The sequence below is a fragment of the Pseudonocardia sp. OZ21 genome, assembly GCF_059359135.1.
Window position 1 is genome coordinate 70,000 of sequence record NZ_JCADBN010000004.1, and the last position, 26,817, is coordinate 96,816.

Here is a 26,817-nt window from a genome sequence, read left to right on the forward strand (position 1 = left end):
CATCCAACTCTACGGAGGGGGTGTGGGGTTCCCGTGGGGGCCTCAAATGTCCGAGTCGCCCGATTCAGGTGGCGGGCGAGCAGGACACCGGCGTCCGACCGGCTGTGAGCTCATCGAGGCCGGTGAGAGCGTCCTGCAGGTTCGCGACCCGCACGAGCTCCAAACCGGCGGGCGCGTTCGCGGCGGCCTCCGCGCAGTTGTCCGCCGGAACGAGGAACACGGTGGCCCCCGCGTCCCGCGCGGCGCGCATCTTGAACGGGATGCCGCCGATCGGTCCGACCTGGCCGTCCGGCGCGATCGTTCCGGTGCCGGCGACGAACCGGCCGTCGGCGAGGTTGCCGGGGGTCAGCTTGTCGATCACGGCCAGCGCGAACATCAGACCGGCCGACGGACCGCCGATGTCACCCAGGCTGATCCTGATGTCGCCCGCCTGCGGCTCGATGCCGGGGCGGACACCGAGCAGACCCTGCGGCCGGTCCGGGCTCGACCCGAGCACGACGTCCGCGTCGTGCTGCTGGCCCGCCCGGCGGTAGGTGATCGTGACCGACTGCCCCGGCTTCGTCGTCGCCAGCGCGCTGGACACGGCGGCAGGCGAGTCGACGGCCTGCCCCGACACCGCGACGATCTCGTCGCCGACCTCCAGCCGGCCCTGGGCGGGCGAGTCGGGAACCAGGTCGCCCACCACCACGCGGGTGGGCACCTTCAGCTCGGTCAGCGCCGCGACCTCGGCGTTCGCCTCCGAGGCCGCGAACTGCTCGGTGTTCTCCTGCTGGACTTGCTCGTCGGTCTTCTCCGGGGGGAAGACGTCGCTGCGCGGCACCACCTGGCGGTCGCCCGCCGCCCACAGGCCCAACGTCGAGAACAGCGTGAGCCGGTCGGTCACCGAGACCGTGGTCATGTTCAGGTGCCCGGACGTCGGGAAGACCTGGAGGCCGTCGACGGCGACGACAGGCTTCCCGTCGACGTCACCGAGCGTGTCGTACGTGGGCCCCGGACCCAGTGCCACCATCGGTACCGGCACCGCCGCGGCGAGCACGCCGAGCGCCAGTGCGAGCATGCCTGCGACGACGCGCGTCCACGTCCGGCGGTTCACGATCTCACAGCCTATGTGACCGCATGCGACGCCCTCGAACGGTCGGCACGAGGCACCACGGGCAGCACTTTTACTGCCGAGCGCGAACACCTGAGCAGGGCGGACCCGCGTACCGTAGTGACATGAGCGATACCCCGTTCGGATTCGGGCCGTCCGACCGAGACCGCGACCGCGACGACGAGAACGACCGCGGGCACGAGCCCGATCGCCCGGGCAACGGGCCGCAGGATCCGTTCGGCTTCGGCAACCTGCCGGGCATGCCGCCCGGCGGATTCCCCGGCCTACCAGGCATGCCGGGTATGCCCGGGATGCCCGGAGGAGCCGGTGGGTTCGACGTCAGCCAGCTGGGGCAGATGCTCACCCAGCTCGGGCAGATGCTCAGCCAGGCGCAGAACACGGGCGGCGGCCCCGTCAACTACGACCTGGCGGCGCAGCTCGCCCAGCAGCGGCTCGCCGCCACCACGTCCTCGCTCACGGGGGCGCAGCGCGCCGCGGTGAGCGACGCGGTGAAGCTCGCCGAGCTCTGGCTCGACGCCGCCACCGACTTCCCCGCCGGTGCCGTGGAGACCAAGGCCTGGTCGGCGAGCGAGTGGGTCACCGCCAGCATGCCCACCTGGAAGCGACTGTGCGATCCGGTCGCCCAGCGGGTCTCCGTCTCGTGGGTGGACGCCATGCCCGAGGAGGCGCGCGCCGCAGCAGGCCCGATGCTGGCGATGCTCGGCCAGATGGGCGGGCTCGCCTTCGGCAGCCAGCTCGGCGGCGGCCTGGCTCAGCTCGCCGCGGAGGTGCTCACCTCCACCGACATCGGTGTGCCCGTCGGTCCCGACCGGGTGGCGGCGCTGCTGCCGGAGAACATCGAGAAGTTCACGAAGGACCTCGACCGGCCGGCCAGCGAGGTGATGATCTACCTCGCCGCACGCGAGGCGGCACACCACCGGTTGTTCGCCCACGTCGGCTGGCTCAAGGAGCGGTTGCTCGGCACCGTCGAGGAGTACGCCCGCGGCATCCGCGTCGACACCTCCCGGATCGAGGAGCTCGCCCGCGGCATCGACCCGTCCAACCCGGCCGCCATCGAGGAGGCCATGCAGTCGGGCATGTTCGAGCCCGAGACCACACCGGAGCAGGAGGCTGCGCTCGCCCGCCTCGAGACTCTGCTCGCCCTGATCGAGGGCTGGGTCGACGCCGTGGTCGCCGACGCGGTGGGCGACCGGCTCCCGGGAGCCGAGGCCCTGCGGGAGACCCTGCGCCGTCGTCGCGCCTCCGGCGGCCCTGCCGAGCAGACCTTCGCCACGGTGGTCGGCCTCGAGCTGCGGCCGCGCAGGCTGCGCGCCGCGGCGGAGCTCTGGCGGCTGCTCGGCGAGCAGCGCGGCACCGCCGGCCGCGACGCTCTCTGGGCCCACCCGGACCTGATCCCCTCGGCCGACGACCTCGACGATCCGGCAGGCTTCGTCGGGCGTGACGAGCTCGGCGACCCGATCGCGGAGCTGGAGAAGCTGGCGGGCAAGGCTGCCGCCGAGGACCCCGAGCAGAAGCGCACCGACAGCAGCGACAGCACCGACACCCCGAAGTCCGACGGGCCGGAGTCCGACGGACCCGAGTCCGGCGGGCCGAAACCCCCCACCGCCTGATCCGCGGGAACGCACCGGAGAGCGCCGGCGCGGGTGAGAGTCAGCCCGCCTCGGCGTCGGGCTCGTCGCCGTCGATGCCCACCAGGCCGAGGCCTGCGGCGGCGGAGAGCCCCTCGAGGTAGCCCATGGCGCGTTCCGCGCGCGGGTACCGGTGCACCCACGCCCAGAACCGGGCGTCGTGCCCGGGCTCCAGCAGGTGCGCGAGCTCGTGGATCAGCACGTAGTCGACCACCCAGCCGGGGACGTCACGCAGCCGGTCGCTGATCCGGATCGTGGCGTCCGCAGGCGTGCACGACGCCCAGCGCGTGCGCATCGGTGCCACCCAGCGCACGGTGCGCGGCTCCGCGCGACCGTCGAGGTAACGGCGGGACAGCTCCATGCTGCGGCGGCGCAGCTCGTCGTCGCCCTTGCGGGCGGGTGAGCGGCGGCGGGCCTCGCTACGTTCGAGGCGGCGCACCATCTCGTCGACCCAGCGCCGTTCCTCGGAGTCGCTCATCCAGCCCGGGATGAACACGATCACCGTGTCGCCCTCGCGCCGGGCACTGACCATGCGCCGGCGGCGGTCACTGCGCCGGACCTCAACGACCGCGGGCTGCGCCATCGCTCCAGCCTAAGCCCCGTGCCTGGGCACCGGGGCGACTCCTGGAGTTGTCCACAGCCGGGATCGGGGTCTGTGGACAACCGGATGCGGTGGTCCCGGGCAACGGCGCACCATCGGCCGATGCCCACCGCAGCGCGCCCCTCCCCGCCGGTGATGCTCCGCCTGTCCCCACACCGGTCGGTGCTCCGGCTGGGCCCCGGAGCACGGCTGCTCGGCCTCGACCCCGAGGCGGCCGTCGCCGTCGACGACCTCCCGCCCGCACTGGCGGCGATGCTCGACGAGCTGGACGGCCCGGTGGGCCACGCCGAGCTCGTCGCCAGGGCGGTGCGACGTGGGGTGGAGGCGACCGAGGCGGACGCGCTGGTGTCCGACCTCGTCGCAGCCGGCGCCCTGGTCGACGCCACAGCGCTGGAGCGGACCACCCGGAACCGCGCCACCAGCACCGTCGTCGTCACCGGTTCCGGGCCGCTCGCCGTCGGCATCGTGGTCGGCCTGGCCCAGTCCGGCGTCGGTGCGGTGCACGTCGAGACCTCGGGCCCGGTGCTCGCGGCCGACCTGGGCACGGGTTTCCTCGACACCGATCGGGGCCACGACCGGCTCGCCGCCACGAGGGCCGCGGTGCGTCGGCTCTGCCCCGGCGTCGCCACCGCACCGCCGCCGCAGCGGCTGGTGCCCGATCTGGTCGTGCTCGCCGACGCCCTCGCTCCCGAGCCGGAACGGGTCACCGAGCTGCACGCGGGCGGCACCGCCCACCTCTCCGCCCGGATGCGCGACGGCATCGGCGTCGTGGGGCCGCTCGTCCTGCCCGGTCGTACCGCCTGCCTGGGCTGCCTCGACCTGTTGCGCAGCGCCCACGACCCCGGCTGGCCCACCGTCGCCGCGCAGTTGGTGGGCAGGCCGGGCCGGGGTGATCCGGCGGCGATCCGCGCCACCGCCGCGCTCGCCGCCGCCCAGGTTCTCGCCGCGCTCGACGCCACCGCCGGTGGTGGCCCTCCACCCCCCACCCTCGACACGACGATCGAGCTCGACGCCGTCGCCGGCACGCTGCTGCGGCGCGCCTGGTCACCCCAGCCCGGCTGCGGGTGCGGGGCGAGCAGCGAGCGGGTGCCGCAACCTCGGCGAACTCCTCCCGACTCGACTCGCGCGTGATCCTGAAGCAGGCCTCCTTGCCTGTCGAGCAGCCGGTGCGTGCTCGAATTATTCAGATTCAACAGCTTTGTCGGAATTCGCCGATTCATCGACGATGGACAGATCTGGTTCGTCCAGTGTTCAGCGGCGGACCACTCGATCGAGTGAAGACGCTGGAATCTTGAGGCGCACCATTCGCCCACTTTATGGAGACCTGCGTGCGTCTACTCCCGCGGTCCGTGTTGGTCATTGCCGTCACCTCGGCGCTGATCACCCCGATCGGAATCGCCGCTGCCGCCACCCCCGTTCCCCCGAACACTGGTGGGAATTCGGCTGCCCCCGCTCCTCCGACCGCTGGAGTGGATACGCCCGCCCCTGCTCCACCGCCTACTGGCGTCGCCGCGGGCGTGGGCCACGACAACCAGGTCCGGATCAACCAGATCCAGACCGTCGGCACCCACAACAGCTTCCACGTGGAGATCACCGACCCGGAGAAGGCCATCCGGGAGCAGGCCCAGCCCGGCTCCGGCACCGGTGGCGAGGAGTACTCCCACGCCCCGATCCAGCAGCAACTCGACGGCCAGAAGGTTCGTAGTCTCGAGTTCGACCTTGCCCAGGACCCCGATGGCGGCCGGTTCACCAATCCGATCCTCCGCCAGATCTCGGGCGAAGGACCGTGGAACGCGGAGGTGATGAACAAGCCCGGCATCAAGGTCCTCCACGAGGAGGATGTTGACTACCACACCAGCTGCCTGACCTTCGTCGACTGCCTCAAGCAGGTCAAAGACTGGTCGGACAAGAACTCCAATGCCGTGCCGATCACCATCCTGCTGCAGTTCGACCAGGGCAACGGCCCGAACTTCCCCGGCCACCCGACACAACCGATGCTGCCCTGGACGCACGACAGCTTCACCAATGCCGAGCAGGAAGTGCTGTCGGTGTTCCCCCGCAACCGCGTCATCACGCCCGACGACGTCCGCCACAAGGGGATGACCTTGCGGGACTCGGTCCTGAAGTACGGCTGGCCGACCCTGCGCGACGCCCGTGGCAAGGTCATGTTCGCGATGGACAACCTCCGGCCCGAGTACCTCCAGGGCAACGACCCGAGCCTCGCGGACCGGCTGTTCTTCACCAACGCCCAGGACAACGGCGACAAGCCGGACGCGGCCTTCATGATCCGCGACGAGGCGCCGCAACTGCACGACACGATCATCGACCTGGTCAAGCAGGGCTACATGATCCGGACCCGGGCGGACGCGCCCACCGGCGAGGCGCGCTCCGGCGACACCACGCGTCGCGAGGCCGCGCTGACCAGCGGCGCCCAGGTCGTCAGCACCGACTACCCGGTTCCCGGGATGGCCGCCCGATTCGGCTCGGGCTACTACGCCTCGCTCGCCGGCAACACGGTGGCCCGATGCAACCCCATCAACGCACCTGCCGCCTGCAAGGACGCCGACCTGGACAAGGCGGGACAGCACTGACGCGTCTGGCGTGACGTCCTCCACAGCCCGCCCCGTACGGTCATCCGTTGAGGGCGGGCTGTCGGAGGCGTTCTCGGCGCCCGGATCGCTGGGCAGCCGTTTCCGCAGCGCGCCGGCCCTTTCCTCGACGGCCGGCGAGATCTCGGTGATCTCGTCGCCGCCCCGACCGCCCGTCATGTCATGGTGCCGTCAACGGACCTCCACCACGGCCCAGCCGTGTTCGGCCGCGAATGAATCCGCGTTCGTGACCGAAGGCAACATGCGCGCAAGGGGGAGATCGGGACACAATCAGGGGGTGAAGGAGCCCGCAAGCCCGCCATCGGACGGAGCACGGCCCGACCCACCGACGACCATCGACAGGGATGCCACGGCCGGCGAGCGTTTCGCGTCGGCGATCCCGCCGCTCGCCACGGCGGCACCGCACCCCACAAAGGAAACAGCGTGACCGACATCCCGCGGCGTACGGCTTCACGCACGGCCAAGCTGGCCAGTCTCCCGCTCGGAGTTGCCGGGCGAGCCGCAGCCGGATGGGGCAGACGGCTCGTCGGAGGCGACGGCGAGGAGATCTCCGCCCAGCTGATGGCCAAGAGCGCCGAGCAACTGTTCGCCGTACTCGGCGAGCTCAAGGGCGGGGCCATGAAGTTCGGCCAGGCCCTGAGCGTGTTCGAGGCCGCCATTCCCGACGAGTTCGCGGCGCCGTTCCGCGAGTCGCTCGTCAAGCTGCAGTCCGCGGCTCCGCCCATGCCGGCCGCCGACGTGCACCGGATGCTGGCCGAGCAGTTCGGCCGGGGCTGGCGCAACCGGTTCCAGGACTTCGACGAGACACCGGCCGCGGCCGCGAGCATCGGCCAGGTCCACCGCGCGGTCTGGAAGGACGGGCGCGAGGTCGCCGTCAAGGTGCAGTACCCCGGCGCGGAGGAGGCGCTGCGCTCCGACCTTCGGCAACTGTCGCGGATGAGCAGGCTGATGCAGCCGTTGGTGCCCGGCCTGGAGATCAAGCCGCTGATCGCCGAGCTGCGCGATCGGATGGAGGAGGAGCTCGACTACCGCGACGAGGCGGAGAACCAGCGTGCGTTCGCCTCGGCGTTCGACGGCGACGACAAGGTCAGGGTGCCCCGCGTGGTGGCATCGGCGCCGCGGGCGATGGTCACCGAATGGGTCACCGGCCGGAAGCTGTCGGACGTCATCCGGGGCGGCACGCAGGAGCAGCGCGACAAGGCCGCCGCCCTGCTCGCCGAGTTCCACTACTCGGCCCCGGCCCGGGTCGGGCTGCTGCACGCCGACCCGCACCCCGGCAACTTCCAGGTGCTCGACGACGGCAGGCTGCTCGTCATCGACTACGGCGCCGTGGCGCGCCTGCCAGAAGGTCTCCCCCGGCCGCTGTCGGTGATGGTCCGGCTCGCGCTGGAGGACAAGCCGGGCGAGTTGCTCGCGCTGCTGCGCGACAACGGGTTCGTGCGGGCAGGCTCGCCACTGCGCGCCGAGGACGCCGTGACCTACCTGGCGCCGTTCACCGAACCGCTGCGCACCGACACCTTCCGCTTCAACCGGCGGTGGCTGCAGAGGCAGGCCGAGCGGGTGGGAGACCTGCGGAGTCCCGACTTCAACACCGGTCGTGAGCTCAACCTGCCGCCCCAGTACCTCCTCGTGCACCGCGTCACGATGGGCACGCTCGGGGTGTTGTGCCAGCTCGACGCCGACGTGCCGCTGCGCGGGATCGTGGGGCACTGGCAGCCGTGGATCTTCGACGCCGAGGACGAGTCGGCCGGCCGCCACCTCTGAACCCGGCCCCGGTCCCGCTGATCGTGGCGTGGAGCGGGCCGGGCCGGGCCCAGAGGTGGGTTCGGTGCCCTGAGGCCGACGGTGCCCCGGCCGATGGCCGGTCGGCCGGGGACGTCGGCTAGTTACCTGTTCTCTTCATCGGCGCCGCTCACACTGCGCCGCGGAGCCCGTTCGCAGTGGAACGGGGGCGGCCGTACAGCGGAGCCGTGCCTGCACTCGCCCGTGCACGGGTCGCGCGCCTGGCGGCGAAACCGGCGAGCGAGGCCCACCGGCGGCCCACCGTGAACCGGCGGGCCAGTGCGTAGTCGCGGGCTGCCTCTTCGGCTTCCCGCTGTCGGGATCTGGCCAGGGCTTCGTGGAGCAACATCTGGGTTCCCTCTCGGTGCAGGACCATGGATCGCGGCTGGGTGGGAGCCGTCGGCGGGTTGAAGTCGGTCATCGGAATCGGTCTCCTGTCGGTGTGGCCCTCGAAGGGCCGACGGGTGGGGCGGTGGATCAGGCGGACGCGGCCGCTGCGAACTCGCGGTCACGGGCCAGTGCAGCCTTGCTCGGACGGCCACGGGGCCTCTTGCGCGGGATGACTGCCCCTCGCAGGAAGATCTCGCCGCCCCAGACGCCCCACGGCTCCTCACGGCGCACCGCGCCGGCCAGGCACTCGGCCTGGATGGGGCAGTGGCCGCACAGCTCCTTGGCCCGCTCCAGCTCCGCAGGAGCCTCGGCGAACCACAGGTCCGCGTCGCCTGAACGACACGGAAGGTCCAACCCCGCGCGGGGAGCCGCGTCGAGGAGGGACCCCAGACCGGTGACCGGGTCGCCACCGAGCTGGTCGGGACTGATCGCTCCGCCGTCCAACGGAACTGATCGGACTAACACCTCTACCTCCTGAGTGATGTGGTCAGGCAGGACAAACAAAAAAGGCCGCGGATCCCGGTGTGGGTCCGCGGCCTTGGTTCTTCGGGCCGGTGGCGTGGTCGCCGCCTAGGTTGGGCGACACTCCACTTCGGACACACCTGTGCTGTTATCGGTGACGCTGACGCCCTTGATCACGAAGGCGCCGGGAGCCGTGCCTGCCGGTCGCTGCTGCCACACGTGCGCGTGGCGCGGGGAGCCGACCGCCGGGATACCGGACGCGACGCGCTTGCGGGTGCCGTAGATCCCGGAGACGGGAAGCATCATCGTGATCACCGGGCACCCCCTTCGCGTGTGGTCGCAGCAGAAGACGGGCTGGTGAGGACCGTCGACGGATACGTTAGAGATACCCGGACAGACCGCACAACTGATTTACGGGGAACTTCTCGGATCAACTACCGGATACATCCGGGTCGGTGACGAGCGCCAGCACGGCAGGCCCGTAGCGGTCGAGCTTGCGCGCGCCGATACCCGGGATCCGTACCAGTGCCGCGTTGTCGGCGGGCCGCTGCTCGGCGATCGCCGTGAGGGTGGCGTCGGTGAAGACCACGTAGGCCGGAACCTGCTGCTCCTTGGCCTCTTCGCTCCGCCAGCCGCGCAGCCGGTCGAGCAGCTCGACGTCCACATCGGACGGACAGTCGGAGCACCGGCGCATCTTCAGCGCGTCGGCGCCCATCAGCGGTGAACCACAGACACGGCAGCGCGGCCGCGGGCCACCCCGGCTCGACCCGTTCGCTATCCGCGAAGCCGCGTGCTCCTCCGGAATCAGCCCGTAGAGGAAACGGCTCCGCCGCCTGCGGCGCGGGCCACCCGGCTGCCGGGACAGCGCCCACGACAGGGCGAGCCGGCGCCGGGCCCGTGTGATGCCCACGTAGAGCAGCCTGCGCTCCTCCTCGATCGCCTCGTCGTCGCCGTCGGCGTGCTGGATCGGGAGCGTGCCGTCGACGAGCCCGACGAGGAAGACGACATCCCACTCCAGGCCCTTGGCGGCGTGCAGCGATGCGAGCGTGACGCCCTGCACCGTGGGGGGATGGGCGGCGTCGGCCCTCGTCTCGAGCTCCGCGGAGAACCGGCGCAGGTCGGCCTCGGGCTCCACCGCCACGAGCTCCTCGGCGAGCTCGACGATCGCGAGCAGCGACTCCCACTGGGCCCGCTGCGCAGCGCCGCCGGGCGGCTCCGGGGTGAGTCCGACGGGGGCGAGGACGGCGCGCACGGCGTCGACCAGCGGGGCGTCGTCGTCCGGCCGCCCGGAGGCCGCGGCGCGCACCACCGTCATCGCCCGCCGGACCTCCGGCCGGGAGAAGAACCGCTCTCCCCCGCGCACCTGGTAGGGCACGCCGACCTCGGTGAGAGCCTGCTCGTAGACCTCCGACTGCGCGTTGATCCGGAACAGCACCGCGATCTCGGCGGCCGGGGTGCCCTCGGCGACCAGCCGCTTGATCTGCGCAGCCACGGCGGCGGCCTCGGCCGGCTCGTCGTCGTGCTCCGAGAAATCGGGTTCCGGCCCCGGCGGGAGCTGCCCGACCAGCTGCAGCCGGGTGCCCGCCACCCGGCCGCGGGCCGAGCCGATGAGAGTGTTGGCCGCGGCCACGACCTGCGGGGTGGACCGGTAGTCGCGCTGCAGCCGCACGACGGCCGCCTCCGGGAAGCGGCGCGGGAAGTCGAGCAGGTAGCGCGGGCTGGCGCCGGCGAACGTGTAGATCGTCTGGTTGGCGTCGCCCACCACCGTGAGGTCGTCGCGCTCCCCGAGCCAGGCGTCGAGCACCCGTTGCTGCAGCGGCGTGACGTCCTGGTACTCGTCCACCACGAAGCAGCGGTAGCGGTCGCGGAACTCCTCCGCCACCGCGCCGTGCTCCTCCAGCGCCCCGGCGACGTGCAGCAGCAGGTCGTCGAAGTCGAGCAGCTCCGCGCGGTTCTTGAGCTCCTCGTAGCCCGCGTACACGGTGGCCACCTGCTCGGCGGGGCCCGGGGTGTCGCGGCGCAGCTTCGCGACCGCCGCCGGGTAGCCGTCGGCGGTGACGAGCGTGGCCTTCGCCCACTCGATCTCGCCCGCGAGGTCGCGCAGCGACGCCGCGTCGGTGCCTGCCTTCGCGCGGGCCGCCGCCTGCCCGACGATCCGCAGCTTGCCATCCAGCAGCTGCCACTGGTCGCCGCCGATCACGCGCGGCCAGAAGTAGCGCAGCTGACGCAGGGCCGCCGCGTGGAACGTGCGCGCCTGCACTCCCGCCACCCCGAGCGTGCGCAACCGCGTGCGCATCTCCCCCGCCGCGCGCGCCGTGAACGTGACCGCGAGGACCTGACCCGACGCGACGTGCCCGGTGCGCACGAGGTGGGCGATGCGCCGGGTGATGGTGCGGGTCTTGCCGGTGCCCGCCCCGGCCAGCACGCACACCGGGCCCCGGGGGGCGGTGACCGCGGCCAGCTGCTCGTCGTCGAGACCGGACTCCGGGGCGTCGGGGACGAGGCGAGCGGTCACCTGACCATCCTGACACCCGGGGAAGACAGGAACGCCGCCGGTCGTTGAATCGACCATGGCTGACGTGACGATGTACTCCACGACGTGGTGCGGCTACTGCCGCCGACTCAAGCTGCAGATGGACCAGGCCGGCATCCCCTACAACGAGGTCGACATCGAGCGCGACCCTGACGCGGCCCGGTTCGTGGAGGGCGTCAACGGCGGCAACCAGACGGTGCCCACCGTCGTCTTCGCCGACGGCACCGCCATGACCAACCCGCCCTTCGCCACGGTGGCCGAGAAGGTGGCGGACCTCGCGGCCTAGCACCGCACACATCTGGTGGCCACCGTGCACACGTCATGACGTGTGCACGGTGGCCAGCTCGTGTGCACGGTGGGTCAGTTCCCGCGGAACCGGTGCTGGAGGCGCTCGGCCACGGGCATGAACCGGTCCAGGTCGCTCCAGCCCCACCGGACGACGCCGAGGTCCTCGGCGCGGAGTTCGTCCTCGCGCAGCTTCTCGCGGTAGAGCACCTCGGCGGCATCCTCGCCGGGCGGCACGAGCAGCCCGTATTTGACGCGGCCGTCGAACTCCCCCACCGTCCGCAGGGCGGGCCAGCCGAAGTCCACCTGCGCCACGAACCGCCCGTCGGGTCGCCGCACCTCCCACTGCAGCACCGGAGCCGGGAGGCCGGCCCTGGCCAGCGCGACCCGGCTACGCGACTCGCCCACGCTCTCGCTGCGGGCGTCGGCGAAGGTGAGTGCTCGCCGCGCGGCGGGCAGCCCCGGCCAGCGCGACCGGTGCTCCAGCATCTCCGCGAGGCCCGTCGGTCCGACGAGATGACGGTGCAGCGCGGCGTCGGCGACCACGACGGCCTGCTCGAAGGGCACCACCCGGGCCAGGTCGACGAGCGTGCGGCCCACCGATGTGACGGCGAGTCCGCCGATCGTGACGATCTCATCCGGTTGGAGTGGGGCGGCGTGGACGTGCACGCGATCCCCCCGGCGCCCGCCCGACCGGCGCCCGCGGGTGACGTGCACCCGATCGAGCGGGATCCCCCACACCGGAAGGCCGTGCAGCAGCGCCGCCGACACGTGGCTCACCACGGCGTCCGACGCGAGCTGCGCCATCGCGGCGTGGACGAGGAGCAGGTGGTGGGCGTGCGCGTCCCGAGGCGGCGGGCCCTGGACGTAGGCGCCGGGCCGTACCGCGCTGAGCTCGCCGACTCGGCGCATGCGGCGTAGCTCCTTGTCGGAGAACCCCGCCGCGAGGAGCTCAGGGCGCCGGTGCAGAAGCGGATCCACGGGCATCAGCCTCGCGCGCAGGCCGGAAGCCGAGGGCCCGTTCCGCGGAACCTGTGGACAACCTCCACCGCGCACACGCGTTGCCCACCGTGCACACGTCAGGACGTGTGCACGGTGGCCAACAGATGTGCGTGGTCAGTCGAGGGCGGCCCAGGACTCCAGCATCGAGCGCGCGATCGACACCCGGCCGGGCAGCAGCAGGGGACGCGCGCCCTGCTGGCCGTCGGCGGCCCAGTCCCCGTGCTCGAGGGCGGCGCGGAGATCGGCCCGGCTCACCCACATCGCCTCGGCGATCTCGCCGTCGGCGGGCACGAGCGGGACGTCCGGGTCGGCCTCGGCGTGGAAGCCGACCATCAGCGAGCGCGGGAACGGCCACGCCTGGCTGCCGAGGTAGCGGACCTCGCGCACCGTGGCTCCGACCTCCTCGTGGATCTCCCGCAGCACGCACGCCTCGAGCGACTCCCCGGCCTCGACGAACCCGGCGAGCACCGAGTAGCGCCCCTCCGGCCACGACGGCTGCCGGGCGAGCAGGACGCGGTCGGCGCCGTCGTGCACCAGGCAGATGACGGCGGGGTCGGTACGGGGGTACTCCTCGTGCCCGTTGGCCTCGCAGTGCCGGTGCCACCCGGCCAGGCGCGGGTGCGTCGCGGAGCCGTCGCGCGCGCAGAAGTGAGCGGCGTCGTGCCAGTTGAGGACGGCGACCGCGGTGGTGAGCAGGCCGGCGCCCAGCGAGTCGAGCGCGGCTCCGGCCATCCGCAGGTCCAGCCAGCGGCTCGGGTCCTCGCCCGCGTCCGGGTCGGGCTCGCCGCGCACCCCCCAGTACGCGACGCCGTCGCCCTCCCCCAACAGCACCGCGCCCTCCGACGGCACGTCGCCCGTGGTGGGCCGGGTGTGCAGGCGGGCGCCACCGCCGGTGACCGCCTCCCAGGTGGCGTCGGAAGGCCCGCCGTCCCAGTCCACGGGCGTGCGGCCCCTGGAGTCGACGACGACGAGGCGCGCCTGTGGCCACCCCTCGATCTGCCGCGCGGCGTCGTTGCGCAACGGCTCGTCGCGGAGCACTGCCGAGCGGGAGAGCACCGGGGGGACCAGCAGCGTGAAGTCGAGCGCGGGTCCGACCGCGCAGGAGCCGCTCACGGGCCCGTGATCCCGCCGAGTGCCCGCACCCCGGCGCCGATCACGTCGGCGTCGCCCACGACGACACCGGTGAACGCGGACGGTGCGAAGAACTCCAGTGCCACCTCGGCGACCTGCTCCGTGGTGACCGCCTCGAGCCGCGCCGGGTGGCCCCGCAGCCAGTCGATGCCGAGCCCGTCGGCGGCCAGCGCCGACAGCGACGACGCGAGGCCGCCCTGGCTGTCCAGGGAGATGAGCAGCGAGCCCACCGCGTAGCTGCGCGCGGCCTCGACCTCGGCCTCGGTGGGCGGCACCGCGGTGAGCCTGCCCAGCTCGTAGCGGGTCTCGAGCAACGCGGCGGCGGTGACGTTGCTCGCCACGTCGGTCTCGACGCCGAGCACCGCGCCATCGGGCACGAACTCGACGCCCGAGTGGGCACCGTAGGTGTAGCCCTTGTCCTCGCGGATGTTCTCCATCAACCGGGAGGAGAAGTAGCCGCCGAACACGAGGTTGGCCAGCTGCAGGGCCGCGTAGCGCGGGTCGTGGCGGCGCAGCGCCGGCGCCGAGAGCCGCAGCTGCGACTGCACGGATCCCGGGCGGTGCACCAACTGCAGGTCGCCGGGGGAGATCGCGGACGGTGGAGACAGCTCACGGGCCGCGACGTCCGAGGTCCAGCCGCCGAGCGCCTTCTCGACCTGGGCGATCGCCCCGGCGGTGTCGATGTCGCCGACCAGCGTGAGGATGGATCCCCGCGGAACGAGCGACGCGGCGTGCAGCGCCCGGATCTGGTCGGCCGTGACGGCGGCGACGTCGTCGCCGGTGGGCATCTCGCGGGTGATCGGGTGGTCGCCGAACCGCTTGCGCTGCAACGCCTCCCTGGCGATGGTGCGCGGCTGCGAGCGGGCCACCGAGATCCGCTCGATCAGGCGATCCCGCTCACGTGCGACCTCGGCGTCGGGATACGTGGCCGAGGTGAGGACGTCCGCGAGCACCGAGAGAAGGTCGGGCAGCCCCTCGGCGAGCCCGTGGCCGCCGATCTGGAGCCGTTCCGGGTCGACGTTCACCCCGAGGTCGGCGCCGACGGCCGCCATCTCGTCGTCGATGCCGACCCGGTCACGGCTCGTGGTGCCGGTGAGCAGCGTGGACGACAGCAGCTCGCTCACGGCGGAGTGCTCCGGCTCGTCGCCGGCAAACGGGACCCGCAGCCGCAGCTCCACCATCGGCACGCCGGGGCGGTGGGCGGCGAGCACCCGCAGGCCCGAGTCGAGCGTGCGCTCCTCCACGTCGGGGAGCGGGACGGCGCGGGTGGGTCCCAGCGGCGGCAGCGGGCGTGGCCCGGCTTCGGTGCGGCCGATCTCCTCGGCGCTGCGGTGGCGGGGGTTCTCGCCCGGAACGGCGTTCCCGTGCCCCGAGGTGTCCTGCGTTGCGGTGGTCATTCGTTGCCCTCCTGGGCGGCGGTCGGCTCGACGAGCAGGACGCCCCGCCCGGACGAGCGCAGGCTCTCCGCCGCGGCGCGGACCTGCTCCGGTGTGACGGCGGCGAGCCGGTCGGCCAGTTCGACGGCGATCTCCGCCCGGCCGTAGAGCAGCTCGCGCGCACCGAGGCCGAGCATCCGGTACATCACGCGGTCGTTCTCCTGGTGCAACCCGGCCGACCAGCGGGCCACCTGCCGGGCGAGCTCGTCGGCACTCGGGCCTGCGGCAGCGAGCTTGTCGAGCTCCTCGTCGACGGCGGCGAGCACGCGGTCGGGGGCGACGGCGGCGGGGTGCACGGCGGTGATCGTGAACGTGTCCGGGTCACGGGCGTCGAGCGGACCCATCAGCCCGGCGCTCGCCGAGATGTCGGTGACGAGCCCGTCGACGTGCACGAGCCGACGCTGCAGCCGGGCCGCCTCACCGTCGGCGAGCACGGAGGCCAGCAGCGCGTGGCCGAGATAACCGTCGAGGTCGGCAGCGGGGTCGGGGAGCCGGTAGCCGAGTGCGAGCGCGGGCAGCGGGGCGTGGGCGTCGGTGACGGCCTGGCGGCGATCGGTGCTCGGCAGCGGCTCCGCGAACGACGGGCGGACGGGCGCCGGCCGGGCGGGGATGTCGCCGAAGTGCTTCTCCACGAGCCGCAACGTCTCGTCGACGTCGAGGTAACCCGCCACGGTGACCTGCGCGTTGGCCGGCGAGTAGAAGGTGTCGAAGAAGGCCGCGGCGTCGTCGAGCGAGGCCTGCTCCAGCTCGGAGAAGTCGCCGTAGCCGTTGTGGGCGTTGGGGAACGTGTCGTAGAGAACCGGCGGCAGCAGGATCCAGGGGAAGCCGCCGTAGGGCCGGTTCAGGACGTTGAGCCGGATCTCCTCCTTGACGACGTCCACCTGGTTGCGGAGGTTCTCCTCCGTGAGCTTCGGTGCGCGCAGGCGGTCGGCCTCCAGGAACAGCGCCCGCTCCAGCGCCGCTGCGGGCAGCACCTCGAAGTAGTCGGTGTAGTCCTGGTGGGTGGAGCCGTTGAACACTCCGCCCGAGCCCTGGACGTGCCGGAAGTGCGCCAGCTTCTCCAGGCTCTCGCTGCCCTGGAACATCAGGTGCTCGAACAGGTGCGCGAAGCCGGTGCGCCCCTCCGGCTCCGATCGGAAGCCGACGTCGACGTGCAGCGCGACGCCGACGACGGGGGTGGCGGGGTCGGGGACGACGAGGACCCGCAGGCCGTTGGCCAGCGTCGTCCTGTGTAGTTCTACGGCAGGCACGTCCCGAATCTAGCCCGAGGTGGCGGCGGCCCGCTCGGAACCGGTCGACTCCCCCGCGGTGATCGCGTTCGGCAGCATCAGCGCCGCGAGCGCCCAGCCGAGCAGAGCCACGATGACCGGCATGCCCGTCCAGAACTCCACGACGGCGGGCAGCGCGCCCTCGGCGAGGGACGCAGCCCCGAGATAGACCGCCCAGGTGACGAGCGGCGCCGCCGCGCCGAAGATCCAGAAGGCCGCCCGCCGGTCGGCGCTGGGCCGCAGCCATACCGCGAGCAGGTCGACGAGGAGACCGGCCACGACGATCGCCACCGGGAGGGTGAGCAGTTCGAAGCCCATGAGGACCGCGGAGATCAGCGCCGCGATCGTGTAGGCGATCGTGGCCGTGCCGAACGGCAGGTGCCAGCGGCGGGCGATCACCAGCAGGGGCGCGAGCAGCACGAGGTTGGTGAGGACGATGCGCGACGCGAGTGTGCCGGGGCCATTGTCCCTGACGGTCGAGAACATGGCCACGACGTTGCGCGAGGAGAACAGCAGCGCGTTGCCGTAGGTGAGGAACAGCAGCACGAGGCTCGCGGCGAACGACAGGGTGAGCACGGAGGGGAGCAGCGCCCGCAGCGACGGACGGGCGGGGAGGTCCGGATCGGCCCACGCGGCGCGCAGCGGGCTCGTCAGGATGACGACCATGGAGCCGATGAGGCCGAGGTGGCTCGGGCTGAAGAAGATGTCGGTGGTGGTCTCGATGCCGATCACCTCGTGCCACACCAGGTCGATGCCGCCCGACACCGCGAACACCGGCAAGGCCACCATGGTCATCCCGTAGCCCGCCGGCACCGCGGCGACCCCGCGCCTGCCCTGCTGGACGTGCGTCCACACCGTCCACAGGATCCAGCCCGCCGTGGCCGCGAAACCGCTGTAGAACACGGCGTGCCACGGGGTGAAGAAGCTCTCGAGCTGGGGAAAGTTGGCGTGCGCGTAGGCGTCGAGGAACAGCCCGAGCGTGAACCACACCGACAGCACGGTGGTGATCACGTTGGTGCGCAAGGACGCCCGTGGGCGTGCCTCACCCGAGTCGCGGAACAGGTACCAGGTCGGCTGCGCCCCCACCGTCGTCGCCATGTGGTCAGCTTGGCAGCAGCTCGGTTGATCCGGTATGCGGGTTTCCCGAGTGTTGGGTCACGATACGTCGAATTCCCGGCTCGTCCCGGCCCAGTCGTCGAGCTCGCGCAGTCGCGTCGTGTGCGCCCTGCGGATCTCGCTCTCGGCCGTGCTGCCCAGCGCCAGGTGCAACGGGGGCTGCTCGGCGTCGACCACGTCCAGGACCGCCGCCGCCACCCGGGCCGCGTCGGGCAGCGACTCCGGGCTCACCGCACCCAGCGACCGCAGCAGGGCTCCGACGGTCTCGTCGTAGTCGGGGATGGACTCGGCGAGCACCGCGTTGGCCACGAACGGGGTGGCGAGCTGAGCGGGTTCGATCATGGTGCACCTGATCCCCAGCGGAGCGACCTCGATCGCCAGCGCCTCGGTGAGCCCGCCGACCGCGTGCTTGGTGGCGGCGAGGACTCCGCAGCCGGGCCAGGCCATGTGCCCGAAGAGCGCCGACATCTGCACCACATGGCCCGCTCGTTGCCGACGCAGCACCGGCAGCGCCGCACGCAACACGTTCAGCACCCCGTGGACGTTGCTGTCGAAGAGCTCCCTGGCCTGCCTGTCGCTGGTCGCCTCGACCGCGCCGAACAGGCCGTACGCCGCGTTGTTGACGACCACGTCGATCCGGCCGAAGACGTCGACGGCCCGCTGCACGGCGGCCCGGGCGGCGTCCTCGTCACGCACGTCGAGCTCGACGACGATCAGCTGGTCGGGAAAGCTCCCGACGAGGTCGGTCAGCGGTTCGGTGTCCCGGGCGGTGGCAACCACCCGATCACCGCGTTCGAGCGCGGCCACCACCAGCGCGTGGCCGCACCCCGATGACGTCCCGGTGACGAACCAGGTGCGGTGGGCCGAGCTGTCGTCGTCAACCATCGTGGTGCCTTTCGGAATCGCGGAGAGTTCCCCGGCCGAGCATCCCCCTCGGCACTCACCCCCGAGTTCAGGAAAGCCACTTTGCTGCCCTGAGAGGGCCTGAAAGTGGCTTTCCTGAACCTGGCGAAGCCCGGCGCACGGGGGTCAGGCGGGCGGCAGCACCACGAACTGGCGCAGCGACAGGTCGAGGTAGGTCACCGGCCCGCGGGGCCCCGGCGTGTGGTCGACGTTGATGCCGGTCTCGGGCAGGCCGAGGAGCTTGTAGCCGTCGAGCAGGCGGGTGGTGGCGTTCCAGAACACGCCCGTGCCCGTGTAGGCGTCGATGAACGCCTCGGCGGCGGCGCGGTCGGATGCGCAGACCGTGGCCGCCAGCCCGGACGTCTCCCGGGCGGCGATGAGCGCCGCGTCGACCGGGCCGTCGACCGTGGCGACGGTGACGTGGGCCTCCGCGCCGGAGTCGAGGGCCCACTCGTGGCCGAGCCGGTGGGCGTGCGGCGGGAGGCTCGGGGTGATCTCCCTGGCCAGCAGGGCCGCCTCGGCCACCGGCCAGAGGCGGTCGTAGGCGGGACGGTCGATCAGCAGCAGGTTGAGCCGGTTGCAGACCCCGAGCCGGTCGGTGCTCTCGGTGACCAGCCGCGTCACGTCGGCCTCGTCGGCGCTGGCGTCGAGGTAGAGCACGCCGCCGCCGTCGGCGTGGGCGAGCACCCGGGTGCCGGCGGCCGCGCCCAGCGTCGACAGTTTCCTGGTGACCTCTCCGCTGCCCCGCACCACGACGAGCGGGACGAGGTCGGGCAGCCCGACCAGTGCCTCGGCCCCGGCGTGCCCTGGCGTCGGGACGAGCTGCACGGCGGCCGCCGGAACGCCGTGGCGCTCCAGGGCAGGCGCGATGACGAGGTCGACGAGAGCGCGGGCGGAGCCCAGCGCGGCCGACCCCGTCCGCAGGACCGCGGCGCTGCGCGCCTTCAGTACCTGCGAGGCGACGTCCACGGTGACGTTCGGGCGGGCCTCGAACACGGCACCGATGACCCCGACCGGCACCCGACGCTCGAACACGCGCTCACCGGTGGGCAGCGTCCGCACCTCCCGCTGGAGCGGCGGCTCGGGCGTGGCCGCCAGCACCTCGAGCTGGGTGGCGATGTCGGCGAGCCGCTCCGGACCGAGGCGCAGGCGGTCGAGCAGCCCGGGCGCCATCCCGTTGTGCTGCGCGGCCTCGACGTCGGCGGCGTTGGCGGCGAGCAGGTCGTCGGCGCGCTCACGGATGAGCTCCGCGGCCGTCCGTAGCGCGGCGTCGACAGCGGCGCCTCCCGCGGCCCGGACGCCCGGGGCGGCGGCTGCGGCTCGCTGGGCGGCCTCCCGCACGGCGGTGGCCTCGGGCGTCGTGGTCTGCGCGGCGGTGCTGGTGCTCACCAGGAAAGGTTGCCACGCACGCCGGTCGTACCGCGCACGCCATCCTTGATCGCCGCGAGATGGCGGCTGTTTGCCCCCGCCGGGGCGATCACATCGATCTCGCGACGATCATGTGGCGCGAACCGAGTTGACCTGAACCCGTGGTGAGGTTGCACCATCTCGGCGTGACCGCAGCCGCCGCGCCCACCGCCGTTCGCAATGAGCTGTTCGGACCCGACCGCCGGGCCACCACGATCGGCATCGTGCTGCTGATCAGCCTGGTGGCGTTCGAGTCGATGGGCGTCGGCACCGCGATGCCTGCGCTCGTCGCCGACATCGGGGCGGTGTCGCTGTACGCGTGGCCGTTCGTGGCGTTCATGGCGGCCGCCGTGTTCGCCACGGTGCTGGGCGGGCGGTGGTGCGACCGGGCCGGGCCGCGGATCCCCCTGGTCGGGGCCCCGCTGCTGTTCGGCATCGGACTGGTCGTCGCCGGGACGGCCGCGGGGATGCCCCAGCTGCTGCTCGGGCGCGTACTGCAGGGGCTCGGCGCGGGGACGCAGGCGGTCGCCGTGTACGTCCTGGTGGCGGCGGTCTACCCGGAGCGGGCCCGGCCGGCGGTCTTCGGGCTGATCTCCTCGGCCTGGGTGCTGCCCGCGTTGCTCGGACCGCCCGTCTCCGGCCTGGTGACCGAGACGGTCTCCTGGCACTGGGTGTTCCTCGGGCTGGTGCCGTTCGTGGCGCTGGCGGTGGGTCTCGTCGTTCCGGCGGTCCGCAGGCTGGGACCGCCCGACCCGCACCGTGAGGTCACCCCGCCCCGGCGCGGGCTGGTGGCCGCCGCGCTGGGCGCCGCGGTGGGGGTGGCCGCACTCAGCTGGGCGTCCCAGCAGCGTGGGGTCGTCGCCGCCGTGGTGGCCGGGGTCGCGATCGTGGTGCTGGTACCGGCGCTGGTGCGCCTGTTCCCTCGCGGTGTGTTCCGCGCGGGACGCGGGATCCCGACCGTCGTGCTCTCCCGCGGGCTGCTGGCCGGGGTGTTCTTCACCGTCAACGCGTACCTGCCGCTGATGCTCAACGGCACCCACGGCTGGTCGCTGGCGATGGCGGGCCTCCCGCTGATCGTCGGCTCGCTGGGCTGGTCGGCGGCGTCGGCGTGGCAGGGCCGGCACCCGGACCTGCCTCGCGCCGTACTGCTGCGCATCGGGTTCTGCGGGGTCGCCGTCGGGACGGCGGGCATGCTGCTCGTGGCCCCGGCGTGGGGCGTGCCGTGGCTGGCCCTCCCGTTCTGGGTGGTGGCGGGCCTCGGCATGGGGCTCGGCTTCTCCTCGATGTCCTTCCTGCTGCTGCAGCAGTCGGCGGCGGGCCAGGTCGGCTTCCACTCATCCGCCGCGCAGATCGCCGACCAGCTCACCACCGCCGCGATGGTCGGGGCGGGCGGTGCGCTCCTCGCACTGCTCGGCACCCCGGCGGCCGCGCTCCCGGTGCTGGTGGCGCTGCTGACGGCGCTGGCCGTCACGGGCGCTGCGGTAGCAGCCCGCACCACACCCGCCTGACGTCTCCCTCAGGCGCGACATGGACGCATGTCGCTGTTCCAAGCGACTTTTCGGAAGCGATATGTGTCCATGTCGCGCCGAGCCCGTAGGTGTCGCGCCGGAGCAGTACCCCGCACCGGTGCTCGATCACCCCTGACGCGGCGGGGCACCCTGCTGCGACGGCGGCCACCACGGTCCCGGACCACCGGATCGGGGGTCACCGGGCGGTGGCGGGAACTGCGGCCACGGACCCGGCGGCTCGGTCGGTGCGTCGTCGGCGCGTATCACCAGCAGCGGGACGGCGACGAGCGCCACCAGGGCGGCCCCGAGCAGGAGCCAGGCGCCGGATCCGTAGCCGACCATGGGTCGGAACCCGCTGTCGATGCCGCTCTCCGCGGCCGCCCGCGCATTGCTCGCCTGGGTGGTGAGCTCGATCCAGATGATCCAGACGCTGCCCCCGAGCAGCCCCGCCGACACGACCCCGAGCATCCGGGCCGGCACGTGGTCACCCGGCTTGCGGGCCGACAGCAGCAACAGGATCGCCGCAATCACCGCCGCTCCGGCCGCCACCATCACCGGGATGCCGAGAGGGGCGGCCGCGGCCACGGAGGTGGGCGCCTCAGGGGGCGGCTCGATGCCGACTCCCCACGCCGTGGTGCTGACGACGGTCGGTCCGCTGAGGCTGAACTCGTAGCGACGGACCGACAGCGCCAGGAAGCTCCCGCTCACCGCAAGCGCCCCTGACACCACCAGCAGCGCCGCGGCGATCAGCCGGGGCACCCCCGGGGCCGCATCCGGCTGGCCGAACCGTGGCTGTACGTGCACCCCCGACATTCGATCGAGTGTGACAGCCGGAACGAATGCCGCATAGCACGCGACGGCGGCCTACCGCCGATGGGGCAGCTTCGCGGGCGTCGACGGCGGAGGCACGACCGGGCCGATGTCACCGTCGGGTGCGGTGTCCAGGTCGACGATCACCGGGGCGTGGTCGCTCGGTCCGGTGCCCTTGCGCGCCTTGCGGTCCACCCACGCCGCCTGCACGCGACCGGCCGGATCGGCGCCCGCCAGCACCAGGTCGATGCGCATGCCGAGGTCCTTGTGGAACCGGCCCGCCCGGTAGTCCCAGTAGCTGAACACCCGGTCGGTAGGCCAGCGGTCGCGCACCACGTCGTGGAGCCCGAGCCCCTTGATCTCGGCGAGCGCCTTGCGCTCGGCAGGGGTCACGTGCGTGGAGTCCACGAAGAGCGAGGGGTCCCACAGGTCCTCGTCGGTGGGCGCGATGTTCACGTCCCCGGCGATGACGGTGGTGGCGGGTGTGGTCACCGACTCGCGCAGCGCCCTCAGCCATTCCAGCTTGTAGAGGTAGTGGGGATCATCCGGCGTGCGGCCGTTGGGCACGTACACGGACGTGACGCGCAGGGCGCTGCAGGTGGCCGTGATCGCGCGGGCCTCGGCCGGCGAGTCGGGTGCCGGGAAGCGCGGCTCGTCGGGCAGCCCGCGCACCACGCCGTCGAGCCCGACGCGTGACAGCAGCGCCACGCCGTTCCAGCGGCCCTCCCCGTGGTGCGCCACCGCGTACCCCCGCTCGGCGAGCGGCGCCGTGAACGTCTCGGCGAAGGCCTCGTCGGAGAGCTTGGTCTCCTGCAGGCACACGATGTCGGGGGCGCGCTCGTCCAGCCACGGCAGCAGCCGGGGCAACCGGGAGAGAGCCGAGTTCACGTTCCACGTAGCCAGACGCACCTCGAGCAGGCTACCGTGACGGAGTTTGTACGATGGCCGAACAAAGGGGTTACCCAATGCCGCAGCCCACTCGCGAGGATCACTTCAGCTTCGGGCTCTGGACGGTCGGCTGGCCCGCCGCCGACCCGTTCGGCACCGCGACCCGCCCCTGGCTCGACCCCGTCGAGTCCGTGCACCGGCTCTCCGACCTCGGCGCGTGGGGCGTGACCTTCCACGACGACGACCTCATCCCGTTCGGCTCCGACGCGGCCGAGCGCGACCGGATCGTCACCCGGTTCAAGGCCGCCCTCGACGAGACCGGGCTGGTCGTCCCGATGATGACCACCAACCTCTTCACGCACCCCGTCTTCAAGGACGGCGCGTTCACCAGCAACGACCGCGGCGTGCGCCGCTTCGCGCTGCGCAAGGTGATCCGCAACCTCGACCTCGCCGCCGAGCTGGGTGCGAAGACCTACGTGTTCTGGGGTGGCCGCGAGGGCGCCGAGGTCGACTCGGGCAAGGACATCGCCGCAGCGCTGGACCGCTACCGCGAGGGCATCGACCTGCTCGCCGCGTACGTCAAGGAGCAGGGCTACGGCATCCGCTTCGCCATCGAGCCCAAGCCGAACGAGCCCCGCGGCGACATCCTGCTGCCGACCCTCGGCCACGCGCTCGCGTTCATCGCGCAGCTCGAGCACGGCGACATCGTCGGCGTGAACCCCGAGGTCGGCCACGAGCAGATGGCCGGGCTCAACTACACCGCGGGCATCGCGCAGGCGCTGTGGGCGGACAAGCTCTTCCACATCGACCTGAACGGCCAGCGCGGCATCAAGTACGACCAGGACCTCGTGTTCGGCCACGGCGACCTGATGAACGCCTTCTCCACCGTCGACCTCCTGGAGAACGGTGCCCCGGGCGGCGGTCCCCGCTACGACGGGCCGCGCCACTTCGACTACAAGCCGCTGCGCACCGAGGACATCGACGGCGTCTGGGCGTCGGCTGCGGCCAACATGAGCACCTACCTCCTGCTGAAGGAGCGCGCCGCGGCGTTCCGGGCCGACCCCGAGGTGGCCGAGGCGCTCGCCGTGTCCGGGGTGGCCGACCTGGCCAAGCCGACGCTGAACTCCGGCGAGACCGTGGCCGACCTGAAGGCCGACCGCGGCGCCTACGAGGACTACGACGCCGTGAAGGCGGGCGAGCGCGGCTACGGCTTCGTCCGCCTCAACCAGCTGGCACTCGAGCACCTGCTCGGCGCCCGGTCATGAGTCTCGTCGCGGGTGTCGATTCGTCGACGCAGTCGTCGACCGTCGTGATCCGCGACGCGACGACGGGCGAACTGGTCCGCTCCGGCCGGGCACCACATCCGCCCGGCACGGAGGTCGATCCGAACGCGTGGTGGGACGCCCTACAGGGCGCGATCGCCGACGCGGGCGGGCTCGATGGCGTCGAGGCGATGGCCGTTGCCGGTCAGCAACACGGCATGGTCTGCCTCGACGCCGACGGCGAGGTCGTGCGGCCCGCGCTGCTGTGGAACGACACCCGTTCCGCAGGCGCGGCCGCCGACCTCGTCGCTGAGCTGGGTGCGAAGGAGTGGGCCGAGGCGGTCGGCAGCGTGCCCGTTGCGTCGTTCACGGTGACGAAGCTGCGCTGGCTGGCCCGGCACGAGCCGGAGCATGCGGCGGCCACGGCGGCCGTGTGCCTCCCGCACGACTGGCTCACCTGGAAGCTGCTCGGCACCTCGTCCTTCGACGACCTCGTCACGGACAGGTCCGATGCGAGCGGCACCGGCTACGTCGACCTCACCGGCGAGTATCGGCTTGACCTGCTGGAACGCGCGTTCGGCCGCTCCGACGTCCGGCTGCCCCGGGTGCTCGGGCCGGCCGAGACCGCCGGGCGGACGGCCGACGGGGTGCTGCTCGGCGCGGGCGCGGGCGACAACGCGGCGGCGGCGCTGGGCCTCGGCGCCGGCCACGGTGACGTCGTGGTCTCGCTCGGCACCTCGGGCGTCGTCTCCGCGGTGACACCGACGGTCGTGAGCGACGAGACCGGGACCATCGCCTGCTTCGCGTCCGCGACGGGCGAGAACCTGCCGATCGTCGTCACGCTCAACGCCGCGCGGGTGCTCGACGCGACCGCCCGGATGCTCGGCGTGGACCATGCCGAGCTCTCCCGGCTCGCGCTGTCCGCGCCCGCCGGGGCGGACGGGCTGGTGCTCGTGCCGTACCTGGAGGGCGAGCGCACACCGAACCGGCCGGACGCCACCGGTGCCCTGCACGGGCTGACGTTGGCGAGCTCCACGCCTGCCCACCTCGCGCGCGCCGCTGTCGAGGGGCTGCTCTGCGGCCTGGCCGACGCCCTGGACGCACTGGTGGCGGCCGGGGTGCCGGTGCAGCGGGCGTTCCTCGTGGGTGGCGGGGCCCGGTCGGAGGCGGTGGCGCGGATCGCGCCTGCCGTGCTCGGCCGTCCGGTGCTGTTGCCGACGCCGGGCGAGTACGTGGCCGACGGCGCCGCGCGCCAGGCGGCATGGGTGCTCTCCGGCAACGCGGAACCGCCGGTGTGGGCCGCCGCCGACACCGTCTCGTTCGAGGGGGAGCCGACGCCTGCGGTGCGGGAGCGGTACGCGGAGGTCCGCGAGATGACGGCGCGCCGGCTCACGTGAGCACCATTCCTGCCGACGCGGGCGACTCGCGCACACCTGGCGGGCGACTCGCGGGGCGGGAACGGGCGACTCGCGGGGAGCTGGTCGCACGGCACGGGGCGGGGCAGCACACGGTCCGGCGACACAACCTCGCACTCGTGCTGCGGGAGGTCGCCGGGCCGCACCCGGTGTCACGGGCGGCGGTCGCCGCGAGCACCGGGCTCACCCGCGGCACCGTGTCGTCGCTGGTGGAGGAGCTCATCTCGGCCGGGCTCGTCACGGAGCTCGCCGCCGCGCGCGGCGGCACCGGGCGCCCGGCCAGCCCGCTGCGGCTCGACCCGTCCGGACCCGCCGGGCTGGGCGTCGAGATCGGGGTCGACTCCGTCGGCGTGTGCGTCGTCGACCTGGCCGGCGCCGTGCGGGCCCGGCGGGTGGTCGGCTCCGACCACCGCGACGACGTGCCCGCCGTCGGGCTCGCCACCGCCGAGGCGCTCGCCGCCGAGGTGGTCGCCGAGGCCGGGCTGGTGATCGCCGGGGCGGCGGTCGCACTGCCGGGTGTCGTCGGCACGGACGGGGTGCTCCTGCGAGCTCCGAACCTGCCCCGCTGGGTCGACGTGGCCGTGGGCGACGAGCTCGGCGGCCGCCTCGGCCTGCCCGTACAGGCAGGTAACGAGGCGGATCTGGCCGCGCTGGCCGAGCTGTGGTCGGGCGGCCCCGCCGACACCGTCCACGTCTCGGGCGGGATCGGCGTCGGCGCCGGCATCCTGCTCGGCGGCAAGCTCTTCCGTGGAGCAGGTGGCCGGGCCGGGGAGATCGGCCACGTCGTCGTCGAACCGGACGGGCCGCCGTGCAGCTGCGGAGGCCGGGGCTGCCTGGAGACCGCCGCCGGGCTGGAGGCGATGCTGCGGGCCGGTGGCGCACCCGACCTGGAGTCGCTGGTCGCCGCACCGCCACCGGACGTCCTGGCGCGAGTGGGACGCGCGCTGGGCGTGGCACTGGCCGGAGCGATCAACCTCCTCGACGTGCCCGCGGTGGTGCTCGGTGGCAGCTACCCGCGGTGCGGGGCCGCGCTGCTCGACGCGGTCCGCGCCGAGCTGGCCGCCAGGGTGGTGTCCCGCCCCGCGGTCGACGTGCGCTTCTCCACACTGGGCGCCGACGCCGCCCTGCGCGGTGCGGCCACGGCAGTGGTGCACGACCTGCTGGCCGACCCGGCGGGGGCGAAGCGCCCCTGAGCGACCCGCCCAAGCCCGCCCCCGCGTTGCAGCAAAGCCACTTTGACGCAACGTGGTTGCATGAAAGTGGCTTTGCT

General features: G+C 72.9%; 23 protein-coding genes. 9 read left to right on the forward strand and 14 right to left on the reverse strand.

From position 1 onward, the window contains the following. Window positions 1–64: 64 nt before the first annotated feature. Complete coding sequence (locus AC5L35_RS10220; protein WP_495059341.1) at window positions 65–1,093, reverse strand: YlbL family protein; 1,029 nt, start codon at window positions 1,091–1,093, stop codon at window positions 65–67. Between the two features lie 122 nt (window positions 1,094–1,215). On the opposite strand from AC5L35_RS10220, the gene AC5L35_RS10225 reads away from it, so the two are divergent. After that, window positions 1,216–2,721: a zinc-dependent metalloprotease gene (locus AC5L35_RS10225; protein WP_495059342.1), complete on the forward strand. Its 1,506-nt coding sequence runs from the start codon at window positions 1,216–1,218 to the stop codon at window positions 2,719–2,721. A gap of 40 nt (window positions 2,722–2,761) precedes the next feature. On the opposite strand, the gene AC5L35_RS10230 is transcribed toward AC5L35_RS10225, so the two are convergent. Beyond that, window positions 2,762–3,322 carry a M48 metallopeptidase family protein gene (locus tag AC5L35_RS10230; RefSeq protein ID WP_495059343.1) on the reverse strand — a complete coding sequence of 187 codons (561 nt, stop codon included), beginning with the start codon at window positions 3,320–3,322 and terminating at the stop codon, window positions 2,762–2,764. A 120-nt stretch (window positions 3,323–3,442) separates the two neighbouring features. Between AC5L35_RS10230 and AC5L35_RS10235 the strand changes: the two genes are divergently transcribed. The 3 genes from AC5L35_RS10235 (at window position 3,443) to AC5L35_RS10245 (ending at window position 7,713) form a co-directional block, all read left to right on the forward strand. Then, on the forward strand, window positions 3,443–4,471 hold the full coding sequence (locus AC5L35_RS10235) for a TOMM precursor leader peptide-binding protein (RefSeq protein ID WP_495059344.1): 1,029 nt from the start codon (window positions 3,443–3,445) through the stop codon (window positions 4,469–4,471). Window positions 4,472–4,809: 338 nt separating this feature from the next. Beyond that, the gene (locus AC5L35_RS10240; protein WP_495059345.1) at window positions 4,810–5,931 is read left to right on the forward strand and encodes a Ca2+-dependent phosphoinositide-specific phospholipase C; all 1,122 of its coding nucleotides are present in this window, start codon (window positions 4,810–4,812) and stop codon (window positions 5,929–5,931) included. Between the two features lie 441 nt (window positions 5,932–6,372). Then, window positions 6,373–7,713 (forward strand): ABC1 kinase family protein, encoded by a 1,341-nt coding sequence (locus AC5L35_RS10245; protein WP_495059346.1) that lies wholly within the window; start codon window positions 6,373–6,375, stop codon window positions 7,711–7,713. Between the two features lie 495 nt (window positions 7,714–8,208). Here the strand turns inward: AC5L35_RS10245 and AC5L35_RS10250 are convergent, their stop codons facing one another. From AC5L35_RS10250 to AC5L35_RS10260, 3 genes are all read right to left on the reverse strand, one after another. Continuing rightward, the gene (locus AC5L35_RS10250) at window positions 8,209–8,586 is read right to left on the reverse strand and encodes a WhiB family transcriptional regulator (RefSeq protein ID WP_495059347.1); all 378 of its coding nucleotides are present in this window, start codon (window positions 8,584–8,586) and stop codon (window positions 8,209–8,211) included. Window positions 8,587–8,691: 105 nt separating this feature from the next. Next, window positions 8,692–8,898: a hypothetical protein gene (locus AC5L35_RS10255; protein WP_495059348.1), complete on the reverse strand. Its 207-nt coding sequence runs from the start codon at window positions 8,896–8,898 to the stop codon at window positions 8,692–8,694. A gap of 115 nt (window positions 8,899–9,013) precedes the next feature. Then, window positions 9,014–11,098, reverse strand: a complete 2,085-nt coding sequence (locus tag AC5L35_RS10260; RefSeq protein WP_495059349.1) for an ATP-dependent DNA helicase UvrD2 — start codon at window positions 11,096–11,098, stop codon at window positions 9,014–9,016. Window positions 11,099–11,153: 55 nt separating this feature from the next. On the opposite strand from AC5L35_RS10260, the gene AC5L35_RS10265 reads away from it, so the two are divergent. Beyond that, window positions 11,154–11,402 carry a mycoredoxin gene (locus AC5L35_RS10265; RefSeq protein WP_495059350.1) on the forward strand — a complete coding sequence of 83 codons (249 nt, stop codon included), beginning with the start codon at window positions 11,154–11,156 and terminating at the stop codon, window positions 11,400–11,402. A 74-nt stretch (window positions 11,403–11,476) separates the two neighbouring features. Here AC5L35_RS10265 and AC5L35_RS10270 read toward each other — a convergent pair whose 3' ends face one another. The 7 genes from AC5L35_RS10270 to AC5L35_RS10300 form a co-directional block, all read right to left on the reverse strand. Then, window positions 11,477–12,382, reverse strand: a complete 906-nt coding sequence (locus AC5L35_RS10270; protein ID WP_495059351.1) for a hypothetical protein — start codon at window positions 12,380–12,382, stop codon at window positions 11,477–11,479. A 135-nt stretch (window positions 12,383–12,517) separates the two neighbouring features. Continuing rightward, window positions 12,518–13,516: an NAD(+) diphosphatase gene (nudC, locus tag AC5L35_RS10275; RefSeq protein WP_495059352.1), complete on the reverse strand. Its 999-nt coding sequence runs from the start codon at window positions 13,514–13,516 to the stop codon at window positions 12,518–12,520. Then, the gene (locus tag AC5L35_RS10280; protein WP_495059353.1) at window positions 13,513–14,931 is read right to left on the reverse strand and encodes a M16 family metallopeptidase; all 1,419 of its coding nucleotides are present in this window, start codon (window positions 14,929–14,931) and stop codon (window positions 13,513–13,515) included. The genes nudC and AC5L35_RS10280 overlap by 4 nt, the downstream gene beginning before the upstream one ends. After that, window positions 14,928–16,220: a M16 family metallopeptidase gene (locus tag AC5L35_RS10285; protein ID WP_495059354.1), complete on the reverse strand. Its 1,293-nt coding sequence runs from the start codon at window positions 16,218–16,220 to the stop codon at window positions 14,928–14,930. Before AC5L35_RS10285 ends, AC5L35_RS10280 begins: the two co-directional genes overlap by 4 nt. Before the next feature lie 9 nt (window positions 16,221–16,229). Beyond that, window positions 16,230–17,336, reverse strand: coding sequence for a hypothetical protein (locus tag AC5L35_RS10290; protein ID WP_495059355.1), 1,107 nt, complete (start codon window positions 17,334–17,336; stop codon window positions 16,230–16,232). A 57-nt stretch (window positions 17,337–17,393) separates the two neighbouring features. Next, window positions 17,394–18,239 carry an SDR family NAD(P)-dependent oxidoreductase gene (locus AC5L35_RS10295; RefSeq protein ID WP_495059356.1) on the reverse strand — a complete coding sequence of 282 codons (846 nt, stop codon included), beginning with the start codon at window positions 18,237–18,239 and terminating at the stop codon, window positions 17,394–17,396. A 144-nt stretch (window positions 18,240–18,383) separates the two neighbouring features. Further along, window positions 18,384–19,646, reverse strand: a complete 1,263-nt coding sequence (locus AC5L35_RS10300) for an aldehyde dehydrogenase family protein (protein WP_495059357.1) — start codon at window positions 19,644–19,646, stop codon at window positions 18,384–18,386. Window positions 19,647–19,810: 164 nt separating this feature from the next. Between AC5L35_RS10300 and AC5L35_RS10305 the strand changes: the two genes are divergently transcribed. After that, window positions 19,811–21,172: an MFS transporter gene (locus AC5L35_RS10305; RefSeq protein WP_495059358.1), complete on the forward strand. Its 1,362-nt coding sequence runs from the start codon at window positions 19,811–19,813 to the stop codon at window positions 21,170–21,172. 126 nt (window positions 21,173–21,298) lie between these two features. Here AC5L35_RS10305 and AC5L35_RS10310 read toward each other — a convergent pair whose 3' ends face one another. Further along, window positions 21,299–21,985 carry a hypothetical protein gene (locus AC5L35_RS10310; RefSeq protein WP_495059359.1) on the reverse strand — a complete coding sequence of 229 codons (687 nt, stop codon included), beginning with the start codon at window positions 21,983–21,985 and terminating at the stop codon, window positions 21,299–21,301. Between the two features lie 51 nt (window positions 21,986–22,036). Continuing rightward, window positions 22,037–22,891, reverse strand: a complete 855-nt coding sequence (locus AC5L35_RS10315) for an exodeoxyribonuclease III (RefSeq protein WP_495059360.1) — start codon at window positions 22,889–22,891, stop codon at window positions 22,037–22,039. Between the two features lie 56 nt (window positions 22,892–22,947). Here AC5L35_RS10315 and xylA point away from each other — a divergent pair, with 56 nt between their 5' ends. The 3 genes from xylA to AC5L35_RS10330 are packed head-to-tail and all read left to right on the forward strand — an operon-like array spanning window position 22,948 to window position 26,740. Next, window positions 22,948–24,135 (forward strand): xylose isomerase, encoded by a 1,188-nt coding sequence (xylA, locus tag AC5L35_RS10320; RefSeq protein WP_495059361.1) that lies wholly within the window; start codon window positions 22,948–22,950, stop codon window positions 24,133–24,135. Next, on the forward strand, window positions 24,132–25,529 hold the full coding sequence (gene xylB, locus AC5L35_RS10325) for a xylulokinase (protein ID WP_495059362.1): 1,398 nt from the start codon (window positions 24,132–24,134) through the stop codon (window positions 25,527–25,529). The genes xylA and xylB overlap by 4 nt, the downstream gene beginning before the upstream one ends. Beyond that, window positions 25,526–26,740: an ROK family transcriptional regulator gene (locus AC5L35_RS10330; RefSeq protein WP_495059363.1), complete on the forward strand. Its 1,215-nt coding sequence runs from the start codon at window positions 25,526–25,528 to the stop codon at window positions 26,738–26,740. Before xylB ends, AC5L35_RS10330 begins: the two co-directional genes overlap by 4 nt. Window positions 26,741–26,817 lie beyond the last annotated feature (77 nt).